This is a genomic window from Streptosporangium vulgare, assembly GCF_042428775.1.
Classification (GTDB): domain Bacteria; phylum Actinomycetota; class Actinomycetes; order Streptosporangiales; family Streptosporangiaceae; genus Streptosporangium; species Streptosporangium vulgare.
In genome coordinates this window covers 19,901-37,257 of sequence record NZ_JBHMBS010000004.1, presented here as the reverse complement: position 1 = coordinate 37,257, position 17,357 = coordinate 19,901, and the positions used below count along the sequence as shown (strand labels likewise).

The following is a 17,357-nucleotide window of genomic DNA, read 5'->3' as shown; positions in this document are numbered from 1 at the left end:
CGTCCAGATCATCCGCGGCGTGGCGTTATTCAGTGTCGTTCCCGACTTTTCGTGTGGTGTGATGTCCGATAGGTGGCGAGCCCTCGCGCGCCGCCAGGCGATCGACAGTGGGGTTCAGCTCATGCTTCGTGGAGACAGGGTCCTGCTCAGGGCCATCACCAAGGAGGACCTGGTCCCGCTCCACCGGTTGAACGACGACGTGGAGACGGCGGCCGGAGCCACGACGACGCCCTGGGTCCCCGAGACGATCGACCAGATGATCGCCCACTACGAGCGGCGCAAGCCCGACCCGGCCAACGTCGACTTCGCCATCCAGTCCCTCTCCGGGGATCTGCTCGGGTCCTGCAACGTCTGGGGGATCGACACCCTCAACCGCAACGGGCACCTGGGCATCTCGCTGCTCCCCGAGGCACGCGGCCACGGTTACGCCCCCGACGCGCTGAGACTGCTGTGCGACTACGCCTTCCGCATCCGCGGCCTGAACCGGCTGGGCCTGGAGACGCTCGCGACCAACAGCGCGATGATCGCCGCCGCCGAGAAGGCCGGCTTCCAGCGCGAGGGCACGCTCCGCAGGCACGCCTGGGTGGCCGGGTCCTTCGTCGACGAGGCGCTGTTCGGCCTCCTCGCCTCCGAGTTCCGCGACCCGCGCACCACGAAGGATCAGTGAGCGATGAAGACCTGGCTTCCGATCGGCCTCGGCGTCCTGCTCGTCCTGGCGGGCGGCCTCTGGGCGCTCCAGGGGCTCGGCTACGTGGGTGGCAGCTCCATGAGCGGGGCGCGGGAGTGGTTCTGGATCGGCCTGGCCACCCTCGCCGTCGGCCTCGTCCTCGCCGTCTCCGCCTTCCGACGGGGTCGCCGCCCCCGGTGAACGGAGCCGGTGCCGCCGGCCGCGCCCACCGGGGGCGGCGACCCCGGCCGCCGCTCTCGCGTCGGCAACACGGCGTCGCGTGCCGGTGACCGGCGGGAACGTGCCGGTCACCGGCGGGGCGTGCGGTGACCGGCGTGCCGGTGGCCTGCGGGGGCTTCACCCGCCTCACGCCCGTACGAGAGTGACCGGCTCAGGTGAACCCGGCCAGTTTGTAGAGGACCAGCGATCCGGCGACGGCCACGTTGAGGCTGGCTCCCGTGCCGATCATCGGGATCTCCACCGCGGTGTCGAGCAGGTCGAGAGCCTCCGGCGGGATGCCGTCACGCTCGTGGCCGAGGACGGCGACCGTGGGGCGGCGGGCCATGGGCAGGTCCGCGAGGCGGACGGCCTCCTCCGCCAGTTCCACGCCGAGGACGTGGTGTCCGGTGGAGCGCCGGTCGGCGAGCCAGGTCAACGGGTCGCGAACCCAGTGCACGCAGGCCGGTCGGCGCAGGGTGTTGCCCCGGTCCAGGGCCTCGGGGACCCAGGAAAGGCGGGGGACGGCCATGCACGCGCCGACCGCGTCACAGGTTCGCAGCAGGGTGCCGAGGTTGATCCCGTGCAGCGGCCACAGCGGGGCGACGTACAGGTGGCCGAGACAGCGGGAGGGGCGCGGGCGGCGTGTCGCTCGCAGGTCCTTGGGGGTGCGGACCCGGATGGCGGGGCCGGTCATGCCCGGTCGCGGAGGACCTCCGCGCGGGTGGCAGGAATCATGGTGGTGAACGCTTCAGCGGTGCGTCCGGACCATCGACGGCGTTATCTCGCCCTCAGGGTAACGGTAGGGCCGCCGCCGCGTGAAGGCGGCGACGGTACCGTTCCCCGCCGCCGCCCGGGTTGTGGCGGTCGTCGCGACAACCTGATCCGCGCGGGGGCGCGACCTCTCCGGCGTCACGTCCCCGGACGTGCTCGGCGCCGGCCGCCTCCGCCCGCCTCCGCCCGCCTCCGGGCGGCGCCGGAGCCGTCGAGTCCCGCGCGGCGCAGGTGGTGTGTCCGCGCGGGGTGCCTGGCGTTCGTCACTGGAGCCGTCGAGTCCCGCGAGGCGCGGGGTGCCTCGCGGGGTGCCTAGCGTTTGCCGCCGGAGCCGTCGAGTCCGGCGCGGCGCAGCGCGTCGGCCATCGCGCCGCTCGGCGCGTTGCGCTGCCGGCCGCCGCCCTCCTGACGCTGCCGGTCGCCGCGCCCCTGCCCGCCGCCCTGCCCGCCGCGCCTGCCGCCGCCGTCGCCCTGGCGCTGCCCGCCACCGCCCTGCTGGTCGCGCTGCTCGCGCGGCCCTCGGGGACCCGAGGGCTTGACGTCGTCCTCCAGCCGGAGGGTGAGCGAGATGCGCTTGCGCGGGATGTCGACGTCGAGCACCTTCACCCGGACGATGTCGCCGGGCTTGACCACCTCGCGCGGGTCCTTGACGAAGTTGTGCGACAGCGCCGACACGTGGACCAGGCCGTCCTGGTGCACGCCGACGTCGACGAACGCGCCGAAGGCGGCGACGTTGGTGACCACGCCCTCCAGCAGCATGCCGGGCGTGAGGTCGGAGAGCTTCTCCACGCCCTCCTTGAAGGTCGCGGTCTTGAAGGCGGGACGCGGGTCGCGGCCCGGCTTCTCCAGCTCGGCGAGGATGTCGGTGACGGTCGGCAGGCCGAAGGTGTCGTCCACGAACTCCTGCGGGCGCAGGGCCCGCAGCGCCGTGCCGTTGCCGATCAGGGACGCGAGGTCGCCGCCGGTGCTCTTCAGGATGCGCCGCACCACCGGGTACGACTCCGGGTGCACGCTGGAGGTGTCGAGCGGGTCGTCGCCGTCGCGGATGCGCAGGAAGCCCGCGCACTGCTCGAAGGCCTTCGGGCCGAGCCTGGGCACCTCCTTCAGCGCCTTGCGGGAGCGGAACGGGCCGTTGGCGTCGCGGTGCTGGACGATGTTCTCCGCGAGCCCGGAGCCGATGCCGGAGACCCGGGTGAGCAGCGGCGCGGAAGCGGTGTTGACGTCGACGCCGACCGCGTTCACGCAGTCTTCCACCACGGCGTCGAGCGAGCGGGAGAGCTTGGTCTCGGCGAGGTCGTGCTGGTACTGGCCGACGCCGATCGACTTGGGATCGATCTTGACCAGCTCGGCCAGCGGGTCCTGCAGCCGCCTGGCGATCGACACGGCGCCGCGCAGCGACACGTCCATGCCGGGCAGCTCCTGGGCGGCGAACGCGGAGGCGGAGTAGACCGAGGCCCCGGCCTCCGACACCACGATCTTGGTCAGCCCGGGGACCAGCTTCACCAGCTCGCCCGCGAGCTTGTCGGTCTCGCGCGAGGCGGTGCCGTTGCCGATGGAGACGAGTTCCACGTCGTACTTCTTGGCCAGCGCGGCGAGGGTGGCCAGCGACTGGTCCCACTGGCGGCGCGGTTCGTGGGGGTAGACGGTGTCGGTGGCGAGCACCTTGCCGGTCGCGTCGACCACGGCGACCTTCACGCCGGTGCGCAGCCCGGGGTCCAGCCCCATGGTCGCGCGGCTCCCGGCGGGCGCGGCGAGCAGCAGGTCGCGCAGGTTCGCGGCGAACACGCGCACCGCCTCCTCCTCGGCGGCCTGCCACATGCGCATCCGCAGGTCGATGCCGAGGTGGACGAGGACGCGGGTGCGCCAGGCCCAGCGGACGGTGTCGGCGAGCCACGCGTCGGCGGGCCGTCCCTGGTCGGAGATGCCGAAGTGGTGGGCGATGCGGCCCTCGTAGGTGCCGGTGGGCTCCTGCTCGGGCTCCAGGGTGAGGGTGAGGATCTCCTCCTTCTCCCCGCGGAACATCGCCAGGATCCGGTGGGAGGGCAGCTTGGTGAACGGCTCGGCGAAGTCGAAGTAGTCGGAGAACTTGGCGCCCTCCGCCTCCTTGCCCTCGCGGACCGCGGCGACGAGGCGGCCCTTCGTCCACATCCGCTCGCGCAGCTCGCCGACCAGGTCGGCGTCCTCGCCGAACCGCTCGACCAGGATCGCGCGGGCACCGTCGAGCGCGGCGGCCGCGTCGGCGACCCCCTCACCGACGAACGCCTCGGCCGCGGCCCGGGGATCGACCGACGGGTCCGCCAGCAGGCCGTCGGCGAGCGGTTCGAGCCCCGCCTCCCTGGCGATCTGCGCCTTGGTCCGCCGCTTGGGCTTGTACGGAAGGTAGATGTCCTCCAGGCGGGCCTTGGAGTCGGCCGCCAGGATCTGCGCCCGCAGGGTGTCGTCGAGCTTGCCCTGGCCCTGGATCGACTCCAGGATCGCGGTGCGTCGCTCCTCCAGCTCCCGCAGGTAGCGCAGCCGCTCCTCCAGCGTGCGCAGCTGCGTGTCGTCGAGCATCTCGGTGGCTTCCTTGCGGTAGCGGGCGATGAACGGCACGGTCGCCCCGCCGTCGAGCAGGTCCACCGCCGCACTCACCTGTCGCTCGCGCACACCCAGCTCTTCGGCGATCCGCTGATGAATAGACGTGGTCACGATCTCTCTTCCTCTGTGATGACGGTCTCCAAGCTACCGCCTCACCCCCGTGGAGGACCGGAGAGCCGGAGGGACGAATCACCCGAGAGCAGGAAAAGAAGAGTGCGGTCGTGCGGGGGCGGGAAAGTCAGGGCAGCACCCCGAGGGTGGGGGTGAGCCGGGTCCACTCGACGGTCGCCCCGGCCGCGTTGCCGCCGGGGGTGCCGGTCACCCAGTGCGTGAGCTGGGGAGTCTCCCTGCTGTCCTGGATCACCCAGGTCGCCCCGGTGTCGGCGCCGTCCCTGAACAGGCGGGCCGTCCCCGCGCTGTCCACCCGTACCCTCCAGGTCGCCGTCCGTCCGGCCGCGTCCAGCGAGTGGACCTTCTCCCAGACGGCGGAGCCCTTGCGCATCGTCCAGACCCCGCCGCGCTGCACGGTCAGCATGAGCCGCCTGGCGCCGTTGGCCACCTTCGCGCCGAGACAGACACCGTTGCCGGTACGCGGGTCGAGCGCGCTGTCGTCGTCCACCCGGCCGCGGAACTCCAGGGTGAAGTCGCATCCTTTGGAGGCGTCGAGGGGGAAGGACGCCCGGCACGCCGAGGTGCCGGTGCTCGCGAGCCGGAGCCCGCCCCCGGCGCCACCGGCGACCCGCGCGCCGCCGCTCAGCGTCCAGCCCCTCGCGTTCGCGCCGGTGGTCCAGTCGCCCGCGGCGAGGGGCTCGACGGAGACGGGACGGGAGATGTCGAGCCTGGCGACCTTGATGTTGGTCTGGTTGTGCTCCCACACGACGAAGAACCGGCCGGGTTCGTACTCGTCGGCGCTCGGGTAGACGTCCCAGCCCCGGGCCGCGCCGCTCGTCAGCCGGGGGCCGTCGGCGAGGAGCCGCGCCGGCTCCCAGGGCTCGCCCGGCCGCCTGACCTTGTAGTAGAGCACCTCGCGATACTGGTCGGGCCTGCTCGCCGAGGAGCCGGTGAACGGCCCGGCCAGCGTGTTGAAGACGGCCAGCTGGCGACCCGCCGAGTCACGGGTGAAGAACGTCTTGACGTAGTAGTTGGGCAGGTCCGCGTCCAGCCTCAGCGGCGACCACGTCAGCCCGCCGTCGGCGCTGGTCGCCGTGGCGCTGTGCGCCGCGCCCGTGCGGTAGCGGGCGTCGCGCGCCGCCGCCGAGGTGCCGCTCCTCAGGTCCAGGGCGCGGGTCACCATCACGAGCGTCCCGGGGTCGTCGTGGGAGAGCGCGATCTGCGGCTCCTCGATCGCCACCCCCGGCGGGTTCTCCGCGAGCGCGCCGGAGGTCCAGGTCACCAGGTCGGCCGAGCGCAGCACGCCCGCCCTGTTCGTGCCGCCCGAGTGCCGCCAGTACGGCACCAGCCACACGCCACCGAACCGCAGCGGCTTGCCCGCGACGACCACGCCCCTGCCGTTGTCCGGCACGTCGACGGTGACGGGGAAGGCGGTCCACGTACGGCCGCCGTCGGTGCTCCTCCTGACGGTGAGCGAGGTGGGGAAGCCGTCGACCTCGCCCTCCCGGTCGCGGTCGCGCTCGACGGAGATCAGGCCGAGCAGCGCGTACAGCGTGCCCGCGTCGTTGAGGAAGATCACATAGTGGTAGCGGGTCGTGGCGGTGGCGGCGGCGAGCGTTCCCACCGTCCAGGTCAGGCCGCCGTCCTGCGAGCGGGCGTACATGATGGAGCCCTGGTCGGTCGGTGCCGGGTCCCGCGCGTCCCGGACCCCGGCCCGCCAGGCGACCACCAGCCGCCGCGGGTCCAGGGCGACGATGTCGGGAACCCGGTTGCCCTCGTGGGCGAGCTCCCCGCCGGGCCCCCTGTCCACCGTGCCGTACACGGTGACGGGAGGGCTGACGTCCGATCCGACGATCTCGGTTTCCGGCCAGGGCATGGATCACAGCGAACAGGGGGCGGGTGGACGGGAGGTGGCCGGGGGGTGAAGCCTGCCCGGCCGTCGTCCTTTCCCCGGTGCCGCCCGCCGTCCCCGCCGCCCCGGAACCACCGGCGGCCGGTTCCGCCCGACAGGTGTCTCCGGGAGGGAATGTCTCGCGAATGAAAACCGTTATCACCGGCATCGTGCGATCCGACAACCCGAGAGGAGCCGACCGTGGCCAGGAACGAGGTGCGCTCAGTGATCAAGCTGAGGTCGACCGCGGGCACCGGTTTCACCTACGTGACCCGCAAGAACCGGCGCAACGACCCCGACCGGCTCACCCTCGTCAAGTACGACCCGATCGTCCGCCAGCACGTCCCGTTCCGAGAGGACAGATAGCCATGAAGAAGGGCCTCCACCCCGACTACCGCCCGGTCGTCTTCCGCGACCCGAGTGCCGGTTTCGCCTTCCTGACCCGTTCGACCGTCGGCAGCCGCAAGACCGTCGAGTGGGAGGACGGCAACGTCTATCCGCTGGTCGACGTCGACGTCTCCTCGGCGAGCCACCCCTTCTACACCGGGCGCGGCCGGGTCCTCGACACGGCCGGGCGCGTCGAGCGCTTCAAGCAGCGCTACGGGAAGCGCTGACGCCGGACCGATCCCGGCCGGCCCGGCCGGCCGGGGCCGCGTCTCGCGTCCGCCCTCCACCGGGACGCGCGACGGCGGCAGGAGCGACGCGTAAGGTCTGAAGTTCCGCGTACGGTCTGAGCAGGTGGGAGCCCGGGTGGGGCCGCCGGGTCCGTCAGCCGCAGGTGATCTCGGTGAAGGTCGGGGGAGTGTCGGCGGTTCCCACGAAGCCGATGTCGGAGACGGTCTCCCCCGGCGGCAGCGACGGCTTCTCCAGAGGGGCGTGGATCATCGCGACCGGACCGCTCTGCATGTGGGTGCCGTTCCAGGACTGCCTGAAGGTCGCCTCGCGCGGCTGCATCCACTGGATGTACCAGTCGCGCATCGGCTGGTCGGTGGTGTTGCTGATCGTCGCGGCACCCCGGTAGCCACCCGGCCACGACTCCACCAGGGTGACCGTCGCCCGGCACCTCGAGGAGGCCTTGGCCGGGGTGCCCCGCTTGGCGGTTCTGTGGACGGGCGTGGGAGACGAGGACGCCGAGGTCTCTTCGCGGACGGACGGGGACGCCGGGGTGTTTTCGTGGACGGACGGGGACGCCGGGGTGTTTTCGTGGACGGACGGGGACACCGGAGCGGCGCCCTGGGAGGGCGGGGAGGGCGGGTGCGCCACGGCGTGCCCGCCCTCCGGTGTCCGGCCGGCGCAGGCCGCCACGACCAGGGCCACCGCCGCTCCGAGCGAGACGAGACCCAGCAGTGGGGCGATCTTCGTGGTGGGCGGCACGGGACTCCCTTCCGCCCTTTCACGAGGGCGCGGCGGCCGTGGGGGGCGCGGTCCGCCGGTCTTGTCGGTCTGCCGGTCTTCTCGTTTCGCCGGGCCGGCCGAACGGAGCGGGGGCGGGCGCGGGTCGGTCCCCGCCGGTGCTCACCGGCGGGGACCGCGTCCCGCTAGGGGCTGGTACAGGTGACGGAGGGGGAGCCGCTGGTTCCCGTTCCGGTGAATCCGAAGGTGGTCGAGCCGCCGGCCGGCACCGTCCGGTTCCAGTCGGCGTTCTTCGCCGTGACTGTGGACCCCGACGTGGTGTGCGTGCCGTTCCACAGGCTGTTCACCGCGCTGCCGCTGTTGAGCGTCCAGCGCGCGGTCCAGCCGTTGAAGGCGGCCGTGCCCGTGTTCCTCACGGTCACCTCGGCCTGGAAACCGCCCGACCAGTTGCTGATGACCTGGTAGGTGGCGGCGCACGCGCCGGTTCCGGGCGTCGGTGTCGTACCGGGGGTCGGCGTCGTACCGGGCGTCGGCGTCACGGTGGGGGTGGGCGTCGGGGTCGGGGTCGGGTTGGTGCCCGTCCGGCCGACACCGGTCACCTCGCCGTTGCCGCCGTCGAAGACGACGTCGGAGCAGTTGTAGAACGTCTCCGCGCTGTCGGAGCGCTTCCACACCGAGTAGATGATGTGACGGCCCGACTTGCCCGACGGGAGCTTGGCGTTCCAGTAGTAGTTGGCGTCGTTGGTGCCCGGCGAGCCGACGCTCTGCGGGTGGTCGGCCGTGTGGAAGGGCTCACTCTCCAGGTCGTCCCAGGTCAGCGCCCGGTTGGGGTTCCAGCCGTCCTTGGTGATGTAGAGGTAGAACCAGCCGGGGTGCGCGGCCCACTTGTTGTACTTGAACTGGATGGTCGCGCCCGAGGTCAGGTGCGTCACCGGCCAGTTGGCACTCGGGAGGTCGTACCCGCTGTAGCCGGGGTTGCCGCCGCTGCACGCCTGGCCGTCGGGGATGAACCCGCGGGTTCGCCCGGCCCCGTCGGACCGCAGCAGGCTGAACCAGTTGTACAGGGAGTTGGCCCCGCTCTGGGCCACCGCAGCCGAGCACGCCTGGTTGATGGGCACGATGTTCCCCTGCGGGGAGAGACCGTCCTGCCAGCAGAAGTAGGTCCGGCTACCGGGCGTCATCATGGCGCCGTGCGCCGAGGCCGACTGCGGAATGAGGACGACGGCAAGAAGCGCGGTCATGAACGTGACCACACCGGCGACAGCCATACTTCGCCATTTACTCACAGAATTACCCTCCCTTTCGAGGGGTGACGAGTCGCTGATCAATGGCGGTGAGGCGCTCACGCGAGACGGACTCTAGGTCGCCGATCCCGGGGTGTAAACGGAGCGCCTTTCCCGCGGCGCGGTAACGGCTCGTCGTACCAGTTCAGGGAGGGGGCGCGGGGGTTGCGCGAGATGAAAGGTTCACGGCCTCGGCCGTGTCAAGGCGGGTTTTTCACGCGCGGGCTTCCTGGAAGGTGAGGGGACGCCACGCGACGGGGCGGAAGACCGGCGGGAAGGGCGTTCCGGCCGGCCCTCGCCGTGCGGGCCCGGGACGGAATCCCTGTTCGTCCCTGTTCGACCGTGGGTTTCGGCACGGCCGCCGCGTCTTTCCCCGCCGGTACGGCTACCGCGTGCTCTCCGCCGCCACCTTCTCCAGCGCGGGGCCGGAGAGCCGGTACCTGTCCCATTCGCCGAGCGGTTCCGCGCCGATCGCCCGGTAGAAGTCGATGGTCGGGGTGTTCCAGTCGAGCACCGACCATTCGAAGCGGCCGTAGCCGCGCTCCACGCAGATGCCCGCCAGTGTGGCGAGCAGCTTCTTGCCGTACCCGCCGCCCCGGTGCTCGGGGTGGACGAAGAGGTCCTCCAGGTAGATCCCGTGGGTGCCGAGCCAGGTCGAGTAGGAGACGAACCAGATCGCGAACCCGGCGATCCTCTCTCCGTCGACGGCGATGTGGCAGAACACGCTGGGGGAGGGGCCGAAGAGCGTCTCGTGGAGCATTTCGGGGGTGTTCCGGACCTCGTCCAGCGCTCTCTCGTACTCCGCGAGTCCGCGGATCATGTCGATGATCGCCGGGACGTCGTCCGGCGTTGCGGGGCGAATCATGCCCGAAGTCTAGGTGGGGGCCGAGGACCCGCTGATGCTAAAAAGGGATTTTTGGTGGTAAAGGGTGTTATATGGGGTCGCTTGGTTGGACAGGAGGCTCCTCCCGTAAGTTGTCTGCTGATCGAAGTGCGGGTCGTTGAGAGAGGTGGGTCACCATGTCGACAGAGCCCAACGGGGAGCGGCTGGCGGAGCTCAGGCAGGCGTTCGCGGCCATCGACACCGATGGCGACGGATTCATCACGGAGCGGGAGTTCGGTGAGCACTTCCCCGCGCTGCCCGCCGAGGCCATCGGGTCGCTGAACCAGAACGGTGACTCCGACGGCGACGGCCGGTTCTCGTTCGAGGAGTTCGTCCGCCTGGTCGCCCGAGACTGATCCGCCTCTCGCTCCCGGAAGTGGCCCCCTCGCCCGCCGCCGGAACCGGCGGCCCCTTCCGGGAGCGGATGCCGTCCCCGTCCGGGCCCTCCGCTGACGGGAGGTCCACGCAAGATCGACGGAAGGTCCGCGGAAGGTCCACGGAAACGAGGTGGGAGCGAGGCGGGGTCAGCGCGAGACGGGAACGATCCCGTCGGAGACCTCGCGCAGTGACTCCTCGATGCTGGAGTCGATGGGGAACGCCTCCCGCAGCCTGGTCAGGTCGAGCAGGCGGCCGAGGAATCCGTGCACGCCGACGAGGCGCAGCCAGCCCTTCCGCTCGTAGGCGCGCCGCAGGCTCGTCAGCAGCACCCAGATGCCCGTGGAGTCGCAGAATCCCAGCTCCGTCGTGTCGACGACCAGGCAGACGTGGCCGCGTCTCATGAACTCCGCGAGCCTCTCCTCAAGCAGGGGCGCCGAGGACTTGTCCAGATCGCCGATCAGAGTCACCACGGAGAAATGTGGGTGCGCGTCCACAGTGACGGATAGTCGAGTCATATCGCCCCGCTGTCTACGGCAGTTGGAGACAGCGCCCTGTCGGGAGCCGTACGAAGGACGGGTGCCATTGGCCCCACCGTACGCCCGTGACTCATGACAGTTCAACAAGTGATTGTGAAACGTCGACGGTCAGGAAGCTCGTCGACCGGACGCCGCGACCTGTTCCGGCCATCCGGTCGGGGATGTCGTCACCCCAGGTCGTCGCGGTCGAACGGACCTCGGCGGAGGCCCCCGGACGCCCGCCCGGAGGGGCGAAAGAGGGATCCGCGACGGGGTGCCGTTTGTCCCATGCGCCCCCGGGCACGCCAGGAGGATGGGAACCACTGATCCGGCGGTGCTCACCGTCAACGCGGGATCGTCGAGCCTCCAGCTCCACCTCGTCCGGGACGGCGAGGTCCTGCGCACCAAGCACAGCGAGCAGAGCCCCGACCCCGAGACCGCCGAACGGGCGATCGCGGACTTCCTCGACGCCGCCCCCGGCACGGGCCTCGCCGCGGTCGGCCACCGCCTCGTCCACGGGGGCGAGGCCGTACGGGAGCCGACGGTCGTGGACGACGGCGTGCTGGAGGCGGTACGGGAGTACGCCGACCTCGCCCCGCTGCACGTGCCACCCGCCCTCGCGCTCGTCGAGGCCGCCCGGCGCAGGCTGCCCGGCGTCCCGCACGTGCTCTGCCCCGACACCGCCTTCCACGCCGCGCTTCCCGACGCCGCCGCCACCTACGCGCTGCCCGCGGAGTGGAGGAGCCGCTACGGCCTGCGCCGCTACGGCTTCCACGGCCTGTCGTACGCCTGGGCGCTGGGGCGGGCCGCGGAACTGCTCGGCCGGCCCGCGGGAACCCTCCAGGTGGTCCTGGCCCATCTCGGCGGAGGCTCCTCGGTGTGCGCCGTCCGCGAGGGCCGCAGCATGGACACCTCGATGGGGTTCACCCCGCTGGAGGGGGTCCCGATGAGCAAGCGGTCGGGGAGCGTCGATCCCGGCATGCTGCTGTGGTTGCTGTCCGGTTCCCGGCTCACGCTCGACGAGCTGCGCGACGGCCTGGAACACGGGTCGGGGCTGCTCGGGCTCTCGAACGGGAAGTCGGGCGACACCCGGGAACTGGTCGCTTCAGAGGATCCCGCCGCCGCGCTGGCCCTGGAGGTGTTCGAGCACCGGGTGAGCCGGGAGATCGCCGCCGCCGCGACGAGCCTGGACCGGCTCGACGCGCTCGTGTTCACCGGCGAGATCGGGTGGGACCAGCCGGAGGTCCGCGAGGCCGTCTGCCGCAGGCTCTCGCTGCTCGGCGTCGAGCCGCCCTCCCGTACCGCTCCCGACGCCGACACCGAGGCCGACGGTACGGTCAGCGCGCCCGGCGCGTCCGTACCCGTGCTGGTGGTCCGGCCGAGAGAGGAACTGCAACTCGCCCGCGACACCCTCGGCGCGCTCGGCTGACGTCCGGCGCGGCTGACATCGGGCGCGGCTGACATCGGTGAGGGGCAGGCGCGGGGTCCGGTCACGGTTCAGGGAGAGGAACCGTTCGTCGTTGTCACGATCGTTGCTGCTGTCGCTGTCGCTGTCGCTGTCGCTGTCGCTGTCGCCGTCGCCGTCGATCCGGCGAGTCCAGGGGGCGGCGGGTTCGTCTGCGGGCTCTCGCGGGGCGGCCCGCCCCTTCCGTGTCCCCGCAGGGAGGGGAGGGGCGGGCCGCCACACTGATCGCGGAGACGGGGGAACGGTCTGCCCCGCGAAGGGGGCCCGTCCTACGAGTTGGTCACCGAGATACTAGGAGGCGGCCACCGAGGCCGTGACCGGCTGTCCGGCCGAGAGCGTCTGCCGCATCGGCTTGCCGACGTTACGCGCCGCGTTGGGGCCTTCCGGCGCCTCCTGGACGTCCGCGGGATTGATCCGGCCGCCGTGCTCGTCGTGGTGGTCCGCGTCCGCGTCGTCGAACCACACTCCGCCGTCCGCGAGATAGCGGAAGCGGATGGGCTGCCGGGCGGGGACCATCAGGCTCACCTGGTAGGTGCCGTCCTCCCGGCGTTGCATGGGATGGGCGTAGGGGTCCCAGCCGTTGAAGTCGCCGACCAGCGAGACCCCTCCGAGGGTCGGGCTCTCCGCTATGCTGAAAGTCAGCTTGACCTGGCCGTTCTTGGTCGGCTTACCGCGCTTGATCACTGAATTCCTCCTGACATCGCTGTCTCCGTGCGTAACGTGCCGTGATCTTGGTTGCGGAAAGACGTGAAGATCACGCCAACTACCGGATCGCGCCGACATGGATGTGACGCGACCAGGAGGCCGACGCCCAGTCACGGCCGAACCGTCGATCCATATGGATCGTTACCGCCCGTAGCGGCAGGACAACCCGGACAGACCGATATTTGATCGGCATCACGTCCGACTTTGACCGGGTCATGATGGTTGACCGGCCCCGGCCGGAGGCGGGCGCGCGTCGGCCAGGATGGTGGGGTGAACATACGGCCGATCTCCCCGTCGTCACTGGTGGAGGAACTCGCTGACCGGGTGGCCGCGGAGCCCCGCGACTCCTGGGTGCGCGTCGCGCTCGACGGTGCTCCGGCGGCGCGGCCGGAGAGCCTCGCCGACGCGCTCACCGAACCGCTCCGGCTCCGTGGCAGGGAGGTGCTCCGCGTCTCCACCGCAGACTTCCTGCGCCCGGCCTCGCTCCGCTTCGAGTACGGCCGGACCGACCCCGACTCCTTCTACGCCGACTGGTTCGACTACGGGGGGCTGGCCAGAGAGGTCCTGGGGCCGCTCGATCCCGGCCGGTCGGGGAAGGTGCTGCCCACGCTGTGGGACAGCACCGTCGACAGGGCCACCCGCGCGCCCTACGTCACGGTTCCCCCGGGCGGGGTGCTGCTGCTGGCCGGACCCCTGCTGCTGGGCAGGGGACTGCCGTTCGAGCTGACCGTGCACCTGCGGCTCTCACCGGGCGCGCTCGCCCGGCGCACCCCGGACGAGCAGCGCTGGACGCTGCCCGCCTACGTGCGCTACGAGGAGGAGGTGGCTCCGGCGGAGGCCGCGGACGTGGTCGTCCGCGTCGACGACCCGAGGCATCCGGCCCTGGTCACCTGGTCATGACCCGCCTCCGGGCGGACCGGGACACGAGACCGGGACGGGAACGGGACAAGGGGAGCCGGACAAGAGACCGGGACGTGGCGGACTTCGCTGGAGGTGGGAGCCCGTGGGAGCCAGGGAAGCCTGGGCGGGAACAGGGGCAGGCGGGAGACAGGCTGGACGGGCGGCGCGGGAACCCGGACGAGGGCGACGAGGGGAGCGAGGGGGCGACCACAAGGGCGGGAGGGGACGCGGAGGCGGGGCGCGTCCCCCGGGACGCGCCCCGCCTCCGATCGTCCGGCGGTGGCGCTACACGCCCGCGCGTGAGGGCACCCTGCCCTCGGAGTCGGAGTACGAGCCGCGGAGCGAATCCCGCTCGATGGAGGACCCCAGCTCCTCGCGGGTCTCCTCCATGCGCAGCGCGATTCCCATCGCGAAGAAGGTCGGCGCCCACTCGCCGATGAAGATGCCCCACCGGTCCGCCCGGTCGACCCCGGCGCGCTCCTGCGAGTGCGACGTGAACCACACCGCGACCGACGCGCCGATCGAGGCGAGCCCGGCGACGTACATCATGCTGGACTTTATGCCCATCTTGTGAAGCGTATTGATCATTTCATCCCCCTGATGATGGTTCGCTCTTATGGTTACCCCGGGACATCACGGATAACCGAATGCGACGAACCGCAGGTGGTGGCTCCTCCTGGCGGGCGGGCCCAGTCGCCCTACGTCGTCCCGCGCGGTTGCGCGTGGTCGTGCTCGCCCCCTCCACCGAGGCGTTTGAGGAGGTCCTCGCGCCTGGCTTCGAGCTCGCCGACAAGGATCTCCTGCTCGTCGGCCTGATTGATCATCATCGACCGCTCGGTGGGGTCGGTGGGGCCGACCTCCCCGACCTGCCTCCGCATATCGGCGACCTCGGCACGCAGCCTCTCCAGGTCCTCTTCGACTTGCCGCAGTTCTTCCTGAAGGCTCATTCGCTGTCCATACCCCTGAGTTCGGCTTCGACTCCACGGCCCCGGCCGTATCGCCCGATCACCCGATCCCCCGGGTTCCGCTCGCCGGTCCCGCGACCTCGGTGGCGGGAACCCGGCGGGCCCGGCCGGTGTACCTCCCGCATGAGACGAATCCTTCTCCTCCTGGCGTTCATCGTCCCCCTGCTGGCCCTCGGTGCCCCGGCGCGGGCGGGAGGCTGGGCGCTCACCGTGATGGACCCGGTCCCGGTGACGAGCCCGGACACGACGTACACCCTCGGCTTCTGGTTGCTCCAGCACGGCACCCACCCGTACGAGGGCGGCGACCTGGGTGAGGTCGCGCTGAAGTTCACCGACGGCAAGCGGACCTTCCAGTTCTCCGGCGTGGCGCTGAAGGAGCCCGCCCACTACGCCGCCGCGGTCTCCCTGCCCAAGGGAACCTGGGAGGTGGAGGGGATCCAGGGCTGGTTCGCGCCCTACCCGATCGGCACCCTGACCGTGCCCGGCCGGCTGAAGGTCGCCCCGGTTCCCAAGGAGTTCAGGGAGTCGATCGCCGCCCAGTCGCCGCGGCGGGACTACTGGGGCGTGATCCGCCCGCCGGGCGTTCCCGCGGGCGACGTCGCCACCGCCCCTCCCACTCCCACTCCCACGTCCACGCCCGTCGCCGCTCCGGCGGCGGCGCCCGCCGGAGGCTCACCGGAGGAGACGACCGCCGTCGCGATCGTGGAGCAGGGATCCTGGTGGCGGCCCTCGTACGTGGTGGTGGCGCTCCTGGGGGTCGCCGCTCTCACGGTTCTCGCCTACCGGGTACGGCGGCGTTGACCGCCGGAGGAGCGTGGCGGTCCTGACGGCCGAGGGCAGGCCCGTGACGGTTCGCCCACGGCTCGGGGTGGTGGGGCTTCACCACGGTTCGGGCCGGTGAAGCCCCGCTCACGGGGCGGGTCGTGGCGGTGGGGTCTCGCTCACGGGTCGGGGGGGCGGTGGAACCCCGCTCACGGGTCGGGGCGGCGGTCTCGCCCACGGTTCGGGTCAGCGGAGCAGGGATCTCGCCGTCGGCGTCAGGTTCAGCCGTTCGGGAGGAGAGACCAGGCGAGCGGACAACTCGGGAAGGACCTCCCGTGCCCACCTCTCCGAACGCGCGAGCCGTGCGGCGTGCTCGTCGTGCCGTTCCCGGCTCGCGAAGGCGGAGAACCACACGAAGACGTCCTCGCCGGTCCGTACCGGCAGGGCCGGGTAGGTGTTCTCGGCGTGTTCGGTCCGCAGGCGGGCCAGTGGGACGGCGCCCGTCTCCGCCAGCAGCGGCGCCACCCGGTCGTCGAAGAACCGGGCGAACTCGTCGCCGGGTATGTCCGGGTGGCAGACGGTGGCGGTGAACCACGACGAGGTCGCCTCGTCGTTCGCCGGGGGACCGGCCGCCGCACCGCCCGCCACGGGGCGGACGGCGCCCGAGAGGTCGAAACCCGCTCCCGGGACCGCCGGGCGGAGCAGCAGGACGTCGTCCGAGTCGATCATCGTCCCGTTGGCCTCGTCGCGGTGGGTCTTCCACACCGGCCCTCCGTAGAAGGCCGCCAGCGCCTCGGCCCGCGACTCCATGTCACGGAACCCGCGCAGCCAGACGAACCTCTCCGGGTCGTCCCGGTCGCGGAACTGGCCGACGACGCGCATGCCCACGGCCTCCTGGGACTCGACGAACTCCCTGTCGAACAGGGTGATGAGGTCGTCCCTCCTGCCGGGGCGCAGCGTGTAGCGCCTCAGTTCGAGGATCGGGCAGCAGGTGTTCTCCGTCTGCTCGCGACGGGCGTGGTTCGTCACCGTGGTCGGTCCTTCCCGGAACTGCTCAGTGGTGCCCGCATGCTAGGAGCAGGTCACTGACACCTTGCGTCAGTGACCTGCTCCCGCGGCCGGGGCCGCCACCGTCGTGTCCAGCCGGTTCGTAGGCCGGTTCAGGGCCGGTTCGGGGGCCGGTCAGGAGGCCGGTCCGAACACGGAGCCCGTGACACGCGAGGTGTCACGGGCTCCTTCCCTGTCAGCTGTTTTCCTGTCAGTCGTCGTCCTGGTCGTCGGTGTCGTCATCGGCGGCGTCGGCGGCCCGCTCCGCGGCGGTCTCGGTCTCCTGGTCCTGCTCCAGGATCGCGCCGCTGGTGGCGTCGATGTCGAACTCGTGCTCGACGTCACCCTCGAGGAGCTCGATCTCCCAGCTGGTGGGAGTGTCGTCGCCGTCGAACTCGGCCTTGACGAGCTTGGCGCCGGGCACCTTGTCCTGAGCGATCTTGATAGCCGCGTCCCGCTTGACCTTGGCCTCCGCCTCGCCGGGTACGGGGGGCGCGGGAGTGGTCTGGGTCCCGGGCGTCTCGTTCACCGGTGCGGGAGTCGTCGCCGTACCGCTGGGGGCCGGGGTGGGCGTCGCGGTTCCGGCGAAGGCTACTGCGCTACCCCCGGAGACGACGGCGAGAAGTCCGGCGGCGGCGATGGTGAGTTTCGTCGTGTTTCGCATGTCCCCAACCTTGCCGGGTCTCCCGTTAGCGGCACGCTGCGGAAACCCTAAAGGCAGGTTAAGACCGTCGAGCGGCTTCGGCCCGCTGTCTCCGTCCCTGCTCAGGCCCCCCGTACTCGCCCCGGTTCGATCCGGCCGCCGGGGTTCTCACGGGAAACCAGGGCCCGGATCCGGGAGATGACCGCGGGAACATCACGAATG

The 17,357-nt window shown here is 71.4% G+C and carries 20 protein-coding genes; 8 read left to right on the top strand and 12 right to left on the bottom strand.

Going from position 1 to position 17,357, the window contains the following annotated elements:
* The first annotated feature begins 121 nt into the window (after positions 1-121).
* Positions 122-667: a GNAT family N-acetyltransferase gene (locus ACFFRH_RS09740; protein ID WP_344745127.1), complete on the top strand. Its 546-nt coding sequence runs from the start codon at positions 122-124 to the stop codon at positions 665-667.
* Positions 668-670: 3 nt separating this feature from the next.
* The gene (locus ACFFRH_RS09735; protein ID WP_344745126.1) at positions 671-868 is read left to right on the top strand and encodes a hypothetical protein; all 198 of its coding nucleotides are present in this window, start codon (positions 671-673) and stop codon (positions 866-868) included.
* Positions 869-1,058: 190 nt separating this feature from the next.
* Here ACFFRH_RS09735 and ACFFRH_RS09730 read toward each other — a convergent pair whose 3' ends face one another.
* From ACFFRH_RS09730 to ACFFRH_RS09720, 3 genes are all read right to left on the bottom strand, one after another.
* The gene (locus tag ACFFRH_RS09730; RefSeq protein WP_344745125.1) at positions 1,059-1,580 is read right to left on the bottom strand and encodes a TrmH family RNA methyltransferase; all 522 of its coding nucleotides are present in this window, start codon (positions 1,578-1,580) and stop codon (positions 1,059-1,061) included.
* A 389-nt stretch (positions 1,581-1,969) separates the two neighbouring features.
* Positions 1,970-4,345 carry a Tex family protein gene (locus ACFFRH_RS09725; RefSeq protein WP_344745124.1) on the bottom strand — a complete coding sequence of 792 codons (2,376 nt, stop codon included), beginning with the start codon at positions 4,343-4,345 and terminating at the stop codon, positions 1,970-1,972.
* Between the two features lie 127 nt (positions 4,346-4,472).
* A complete protein-coding gene (locus tag ACFFRH_RS09720; protein ID WP_344745123.1) occupies positions 4,473-6,221 on the bottom strand; it encodes a sialidase family protein in 1,749 nt (582 codons plus the stop codon).
* Between the two features lie 216 nt (positions 6,222-6,437).
* Between ACFFRH_RS09720 and rpmG the strand changes: the two genes are divergently transcribed.
* Both rpmG and ACFFRH_RS09710 read left to right on the top strand, forming a co-directional pair.
* On the top strand, positions 6,438-6,602 hold the full coding sequence (gene rpmG, locus ACFFRH_RS09715; RefSeq protein WP_329084587.1) for a 50S ribosomal protein L33: 165 nt from the start codon (positions 6,438-6,440) through the stop codon (positions 6,600-6,602).
* Positions 6,603-6,604: 2 nt separating this feature from the next.
* Positions 6,605-6,850, top strand: a complete 246-nt coding sequence (locus ACFFRH_RS09710; protein WP_344745121.1) for a type B 50S ribosomal protein L31 — start codon at positions 6,605-6,607, stop codon at positions 6,848-6,850.
* 154 nt (positions 6,851-7,004) lie between these two features.
* Here ACFFRH_RS09710 and ACFFRH_RS09705 read toward each other — a convergent pair whose 3' ends face one another.
* The 3 genes from ACFFRH_RS09705 to ACFFRH_RS09695 all read right to left on the bottom strand — a co-directional run bounded on the left by ACFFRH_RS09705 (position 7,005) and on the right by ACFFRH_RS09695 (position 9,737).
* Entirely contained in the window at positions 7,005-7,610 is a 606-nt protein-coding gene (locus ACFFRH_RS09705) for a cellulose binding domain-containing protein (protein WP_344745119.1), read from the bottom strand.
* A 164-nt stretch (positions 7,611-7,774) separates the two neighbouring features.
* Positions 7,775-8,830 carry a lytic polysaccharide monooxygenase auxiliary activity family 9 protein gene (locus ACFFRH_RS09700; RefSeq protein ID WP_344745118.1) on the bottom strand — a complete coding sequence of 352 codons (1,056 nt, stop codon included), beginning with the start codon at positions 8,828-8,830 and terminating at the stop codon, positions 7,775-7,777.
* A gap of 427 nt (positions 8,831-9,257) precedes the next feature.
* A complete protein-coding gene (locus tag ACFFRH_RS09695) occupies positions 9,258-9,737 on the bottom strand; it encodes a GNAT family N-acetyltransferase (RefSeq protein WP_344745117.1) in 480 nt (159 codons plus the stop codon).
* A gap of 155 nt (positions 9,738-9,892) precedes the next feature.
* Between ACFFRH_RS09695 and ACFFRH_RS09690 the strand changes: the two genes are divergently transcribed.
* A complete protein-coding gene (locus ACFFRH_RS09690; protein ID WP_344745116.1) occupies positions 9,893-10,111 on the top strand; it encodes an EF-hand domain-containing protein in 219 nt (72 codons plus the stop codon).
* A gap of 168 nt (positions 10,112-10,279) precedes the next feature.
* On the opposite strand, the gene ACFFRH_RS09685 is transcribed toward ACFFRH_RS09690, so the two are convergent.
* Positions 10,280-10,648 (bottom strand): STAS domain-containing protein, encoded by a 369-nt coding sequence (locus ACFFRH_RS09685; RefSeq protein ID WP_344745115.1) that lies wholly within the window; start codon positions 10,646-10,648, stop codon positions 10,280-10,282.
* A 313-nt stretch (positions 10,649-10,961) separates the two neighbouring features.
* Here ACFFRH_RS09685 and ACFFRH_RS09680 point away from each other — a divergent pair, with 313 nt between their 5' ends.
* Positions 10,962-12,077 (top strand): acetate/propionate family kinase, encoded by a 1,116-nt coding sequence (locus ACFFRH_RS09680; protein ID WP_344745114.1) that lies wholly within the window; start codon positions 10,962-10,964, stop codon positions 12,075-12,077.
* 327 nt (positions 12,078-12,404) lie between these two features.
* Here the strand turns inward: ACFFRH_RS09680 and ACFFRH_RS09675 are convergent, their stop codons facing one another.
* Complete coding sequence (locus tag ACFFRH_RS09675) at positions 12,405-12,797, bottom strand: isoamylase early set domain-containing protein (protein ID WP_344745113.1); 393 nt, start codon at positions 12,795-12,797, stop codon at positions 12,405-12,407.
* Between the two features lie 291 nt (positions 12,798-13,088).
* Here ACFFRH_RS09675 and ACFFRH_RS09670 point away from each other — a divergent pair, with 291 nt between their 5' ends.
* The gene (locus ACFFRH_RS09670) at positions 13,089-13,718 is read left to right on the top strand and encodes a nucleoside/nucleotide kinase family protein (RefSeq protein ID WP_344745112.1); all 630 of its coding nucleotides are present in this window, start codon (positions 13,089-13,091) and stop codon (positions 13,716-13,718) included.
* A 285-nt stretch (positions 13,719-14,003) separates the two neighbouring features.
* Here the strand turns inward: ACFFRH_RS09670 and ACFFRH_RS09665 are convergent, their stop codons facing one another.
* Both ACFFRH_RS09665 and ACFFRH_RS09660 read right to left on the bottom strand, forming a co-directional pair.
* Positions 14,004-14,285: a hypothetical protein gene (locus tag ACFFRH_RS09665; protein ID WP_386155749.1), complete on the bottom strand. Its 282-nt coding sequence runs from the start codon at positions 14,283-14,285 to the stop codon at positions 14,004-14,006.
* A 131-nt stretch (positions 14,286-14,416) separates the two neighbouring features.
* The gene (locus ACFFRH_RS09660; protein WP_386155747.1) at positions 14,417-14,665 is read right to left on the bottom strand and encodes a hypothetical protein; all 249 of its coding nucleotides are present in this window, start codon (positions 14,663-14,665) and stop codon (positions 14,417-14,419) included.
* A 141-nt stretch (positions 14,666-14,806) separates the two neighbouring features.
* Between ACFFRH_RS09660 and ACFFRH_RS09655 the strand changes: the two genes are divergently transcribed.
* Positions 14,807-15,484 (top strand): hypothetical protein, encoded by a 678-nt coding sequence (locus ACFFRH_RS09655; protein ID WP_344745108.1) that lies wholly within the window; start codon positions 14,807-14,809, stop codon positions 15,482-15,484.
* A gap of 207 nt (positions 15,485-15,691) precedes the next feature.
* On the opposite strand, the gene ACFFRH_RS09650 is transcribed toward ACFFRH_RS09655, so the two are convergent.
* Entirely contained in the window at positions 15,692-16,474 is a 783-nt protein-coding gene (locus ACFFRH_RS09650) for an NIPSNAP family protein (protein ID WP_344745107.1), read from the bottom strand.
* Between the two features lie 229 nt (positions 16,475-16,703).
* Positions 16,704-17,156, bottom strand: a complete 453-nt coding sequence (locus ACFFRH_RS09645) for a PepSY domain-containing protein (protein ID WP_344745106.1) — start codon at positions 17,154-17,156, stop codon at positions 16,704-16,706.
* Positions 17,157-17,357 lie beyond the last annotated feature (201 nt).

Bases quoted from the DNA above. Each gene is read 5' to 3' on its own strand.
- ACFFRH_RS09740 (WP_344745127.1), top strand. From the start codon at position 122: ATGCTTCGTGGAGACAGGGTCCTGCTCAGGGCCATCACCAAGGAGGAC.
- ACFFRH_RS09735 (WP_344745126.1), top strand. From the start codon at position 671: ATGAAGACCTGGCTTCCGATCGGCCTCGGCGTCCTGCTCGTCCTGGCG.
- ACFFRH_RS09730 (WP_344745125.1), bottom strand. From the start codon at position 1,580: ATGACCGGCCCCGCCATCCGGGTCCGCACCCCCAAGGACCTGCGAGCG.
- ACFFRH_RS09720 (WP_344745123.1), bottom strand. From the start codon at position 6,221: ATGCCCTGGCCGGAAACCGAGATCGTCGGATCGGACGTCAGCCCTCCC.
- ACFFRH_RS09710 (WP_344745121.1), top strand. From the start codon at position 6,605: ATGAAGAAGGGCCTCCACCCCGACTACCGCCCGGTCGTCTTCCGCGAC.
- ACFFRH_RS09700 (WP_344745118.1), bottom strand. From the start codon at position 8,830: ATGACCGCGCTTCTTGCCGTCGTCCTCATTCCGCAGTCGGCCTCGGCG.
- ACFFRH_RS09695 (WP_344745117.1), bottom strand. From the start codon at position 9,737: ATGATTCGCCCCGCAACGCCGGACGACGTCCCGGCGATCATCGACATG.
- ACFFRH_RS09690 (WP_344745116.1), top strand. From the start codon at position 9,893: ATGTCGACAGAGCCCAACGGGGAGCGGCTGGCGGAGCTCAGGCAGGCG.
- ACFFRH_RS09685 (WP_344745115.1), bottom strand. From the start codon at position 10,648: ATGACTCGACTATCCGTCACTGTGGACGCGCACCCACATTTCTCCGTG.
- ACFFRH_RS09680 (WP_344745114.1), top strand. From the start codon at position 10,962: ATGGGAACCACTGATCCGGCGGTGCTCACCGTCAACGCGGGATCGTCG.
- ACFFRH_RS09665 (WP_386155749.1), bottom strand. From the start codon at position 14,285: ATGGGCATAAAGTCCAGCATGATGTACGTCGCCGGGCTCGCCTCGATC.
- ACFFRH_RS09660 (WP_386155747.1), bottom strand. From the start codon at position 14,665: ATGAGCCTTCAGGAAGAACTGCGGCAAGTCGAAGAGGACCTGGAGAGG.
- ACFFRH_RS09655 (WP_344745108.1), top strand. From the start codon at position 14,807: ATGAGACGAATCCTTCTCCTCCTGGCGTTCATCGTCCCCCTGCTGGCC.
- ACFFRH_RS09645 (WP_344745106.1), bottom strand. From the start codon at position 17,156: ATGCGAAACACGACGAAACTCACCATCGCCGCCGCCGGACTTCTCGCC.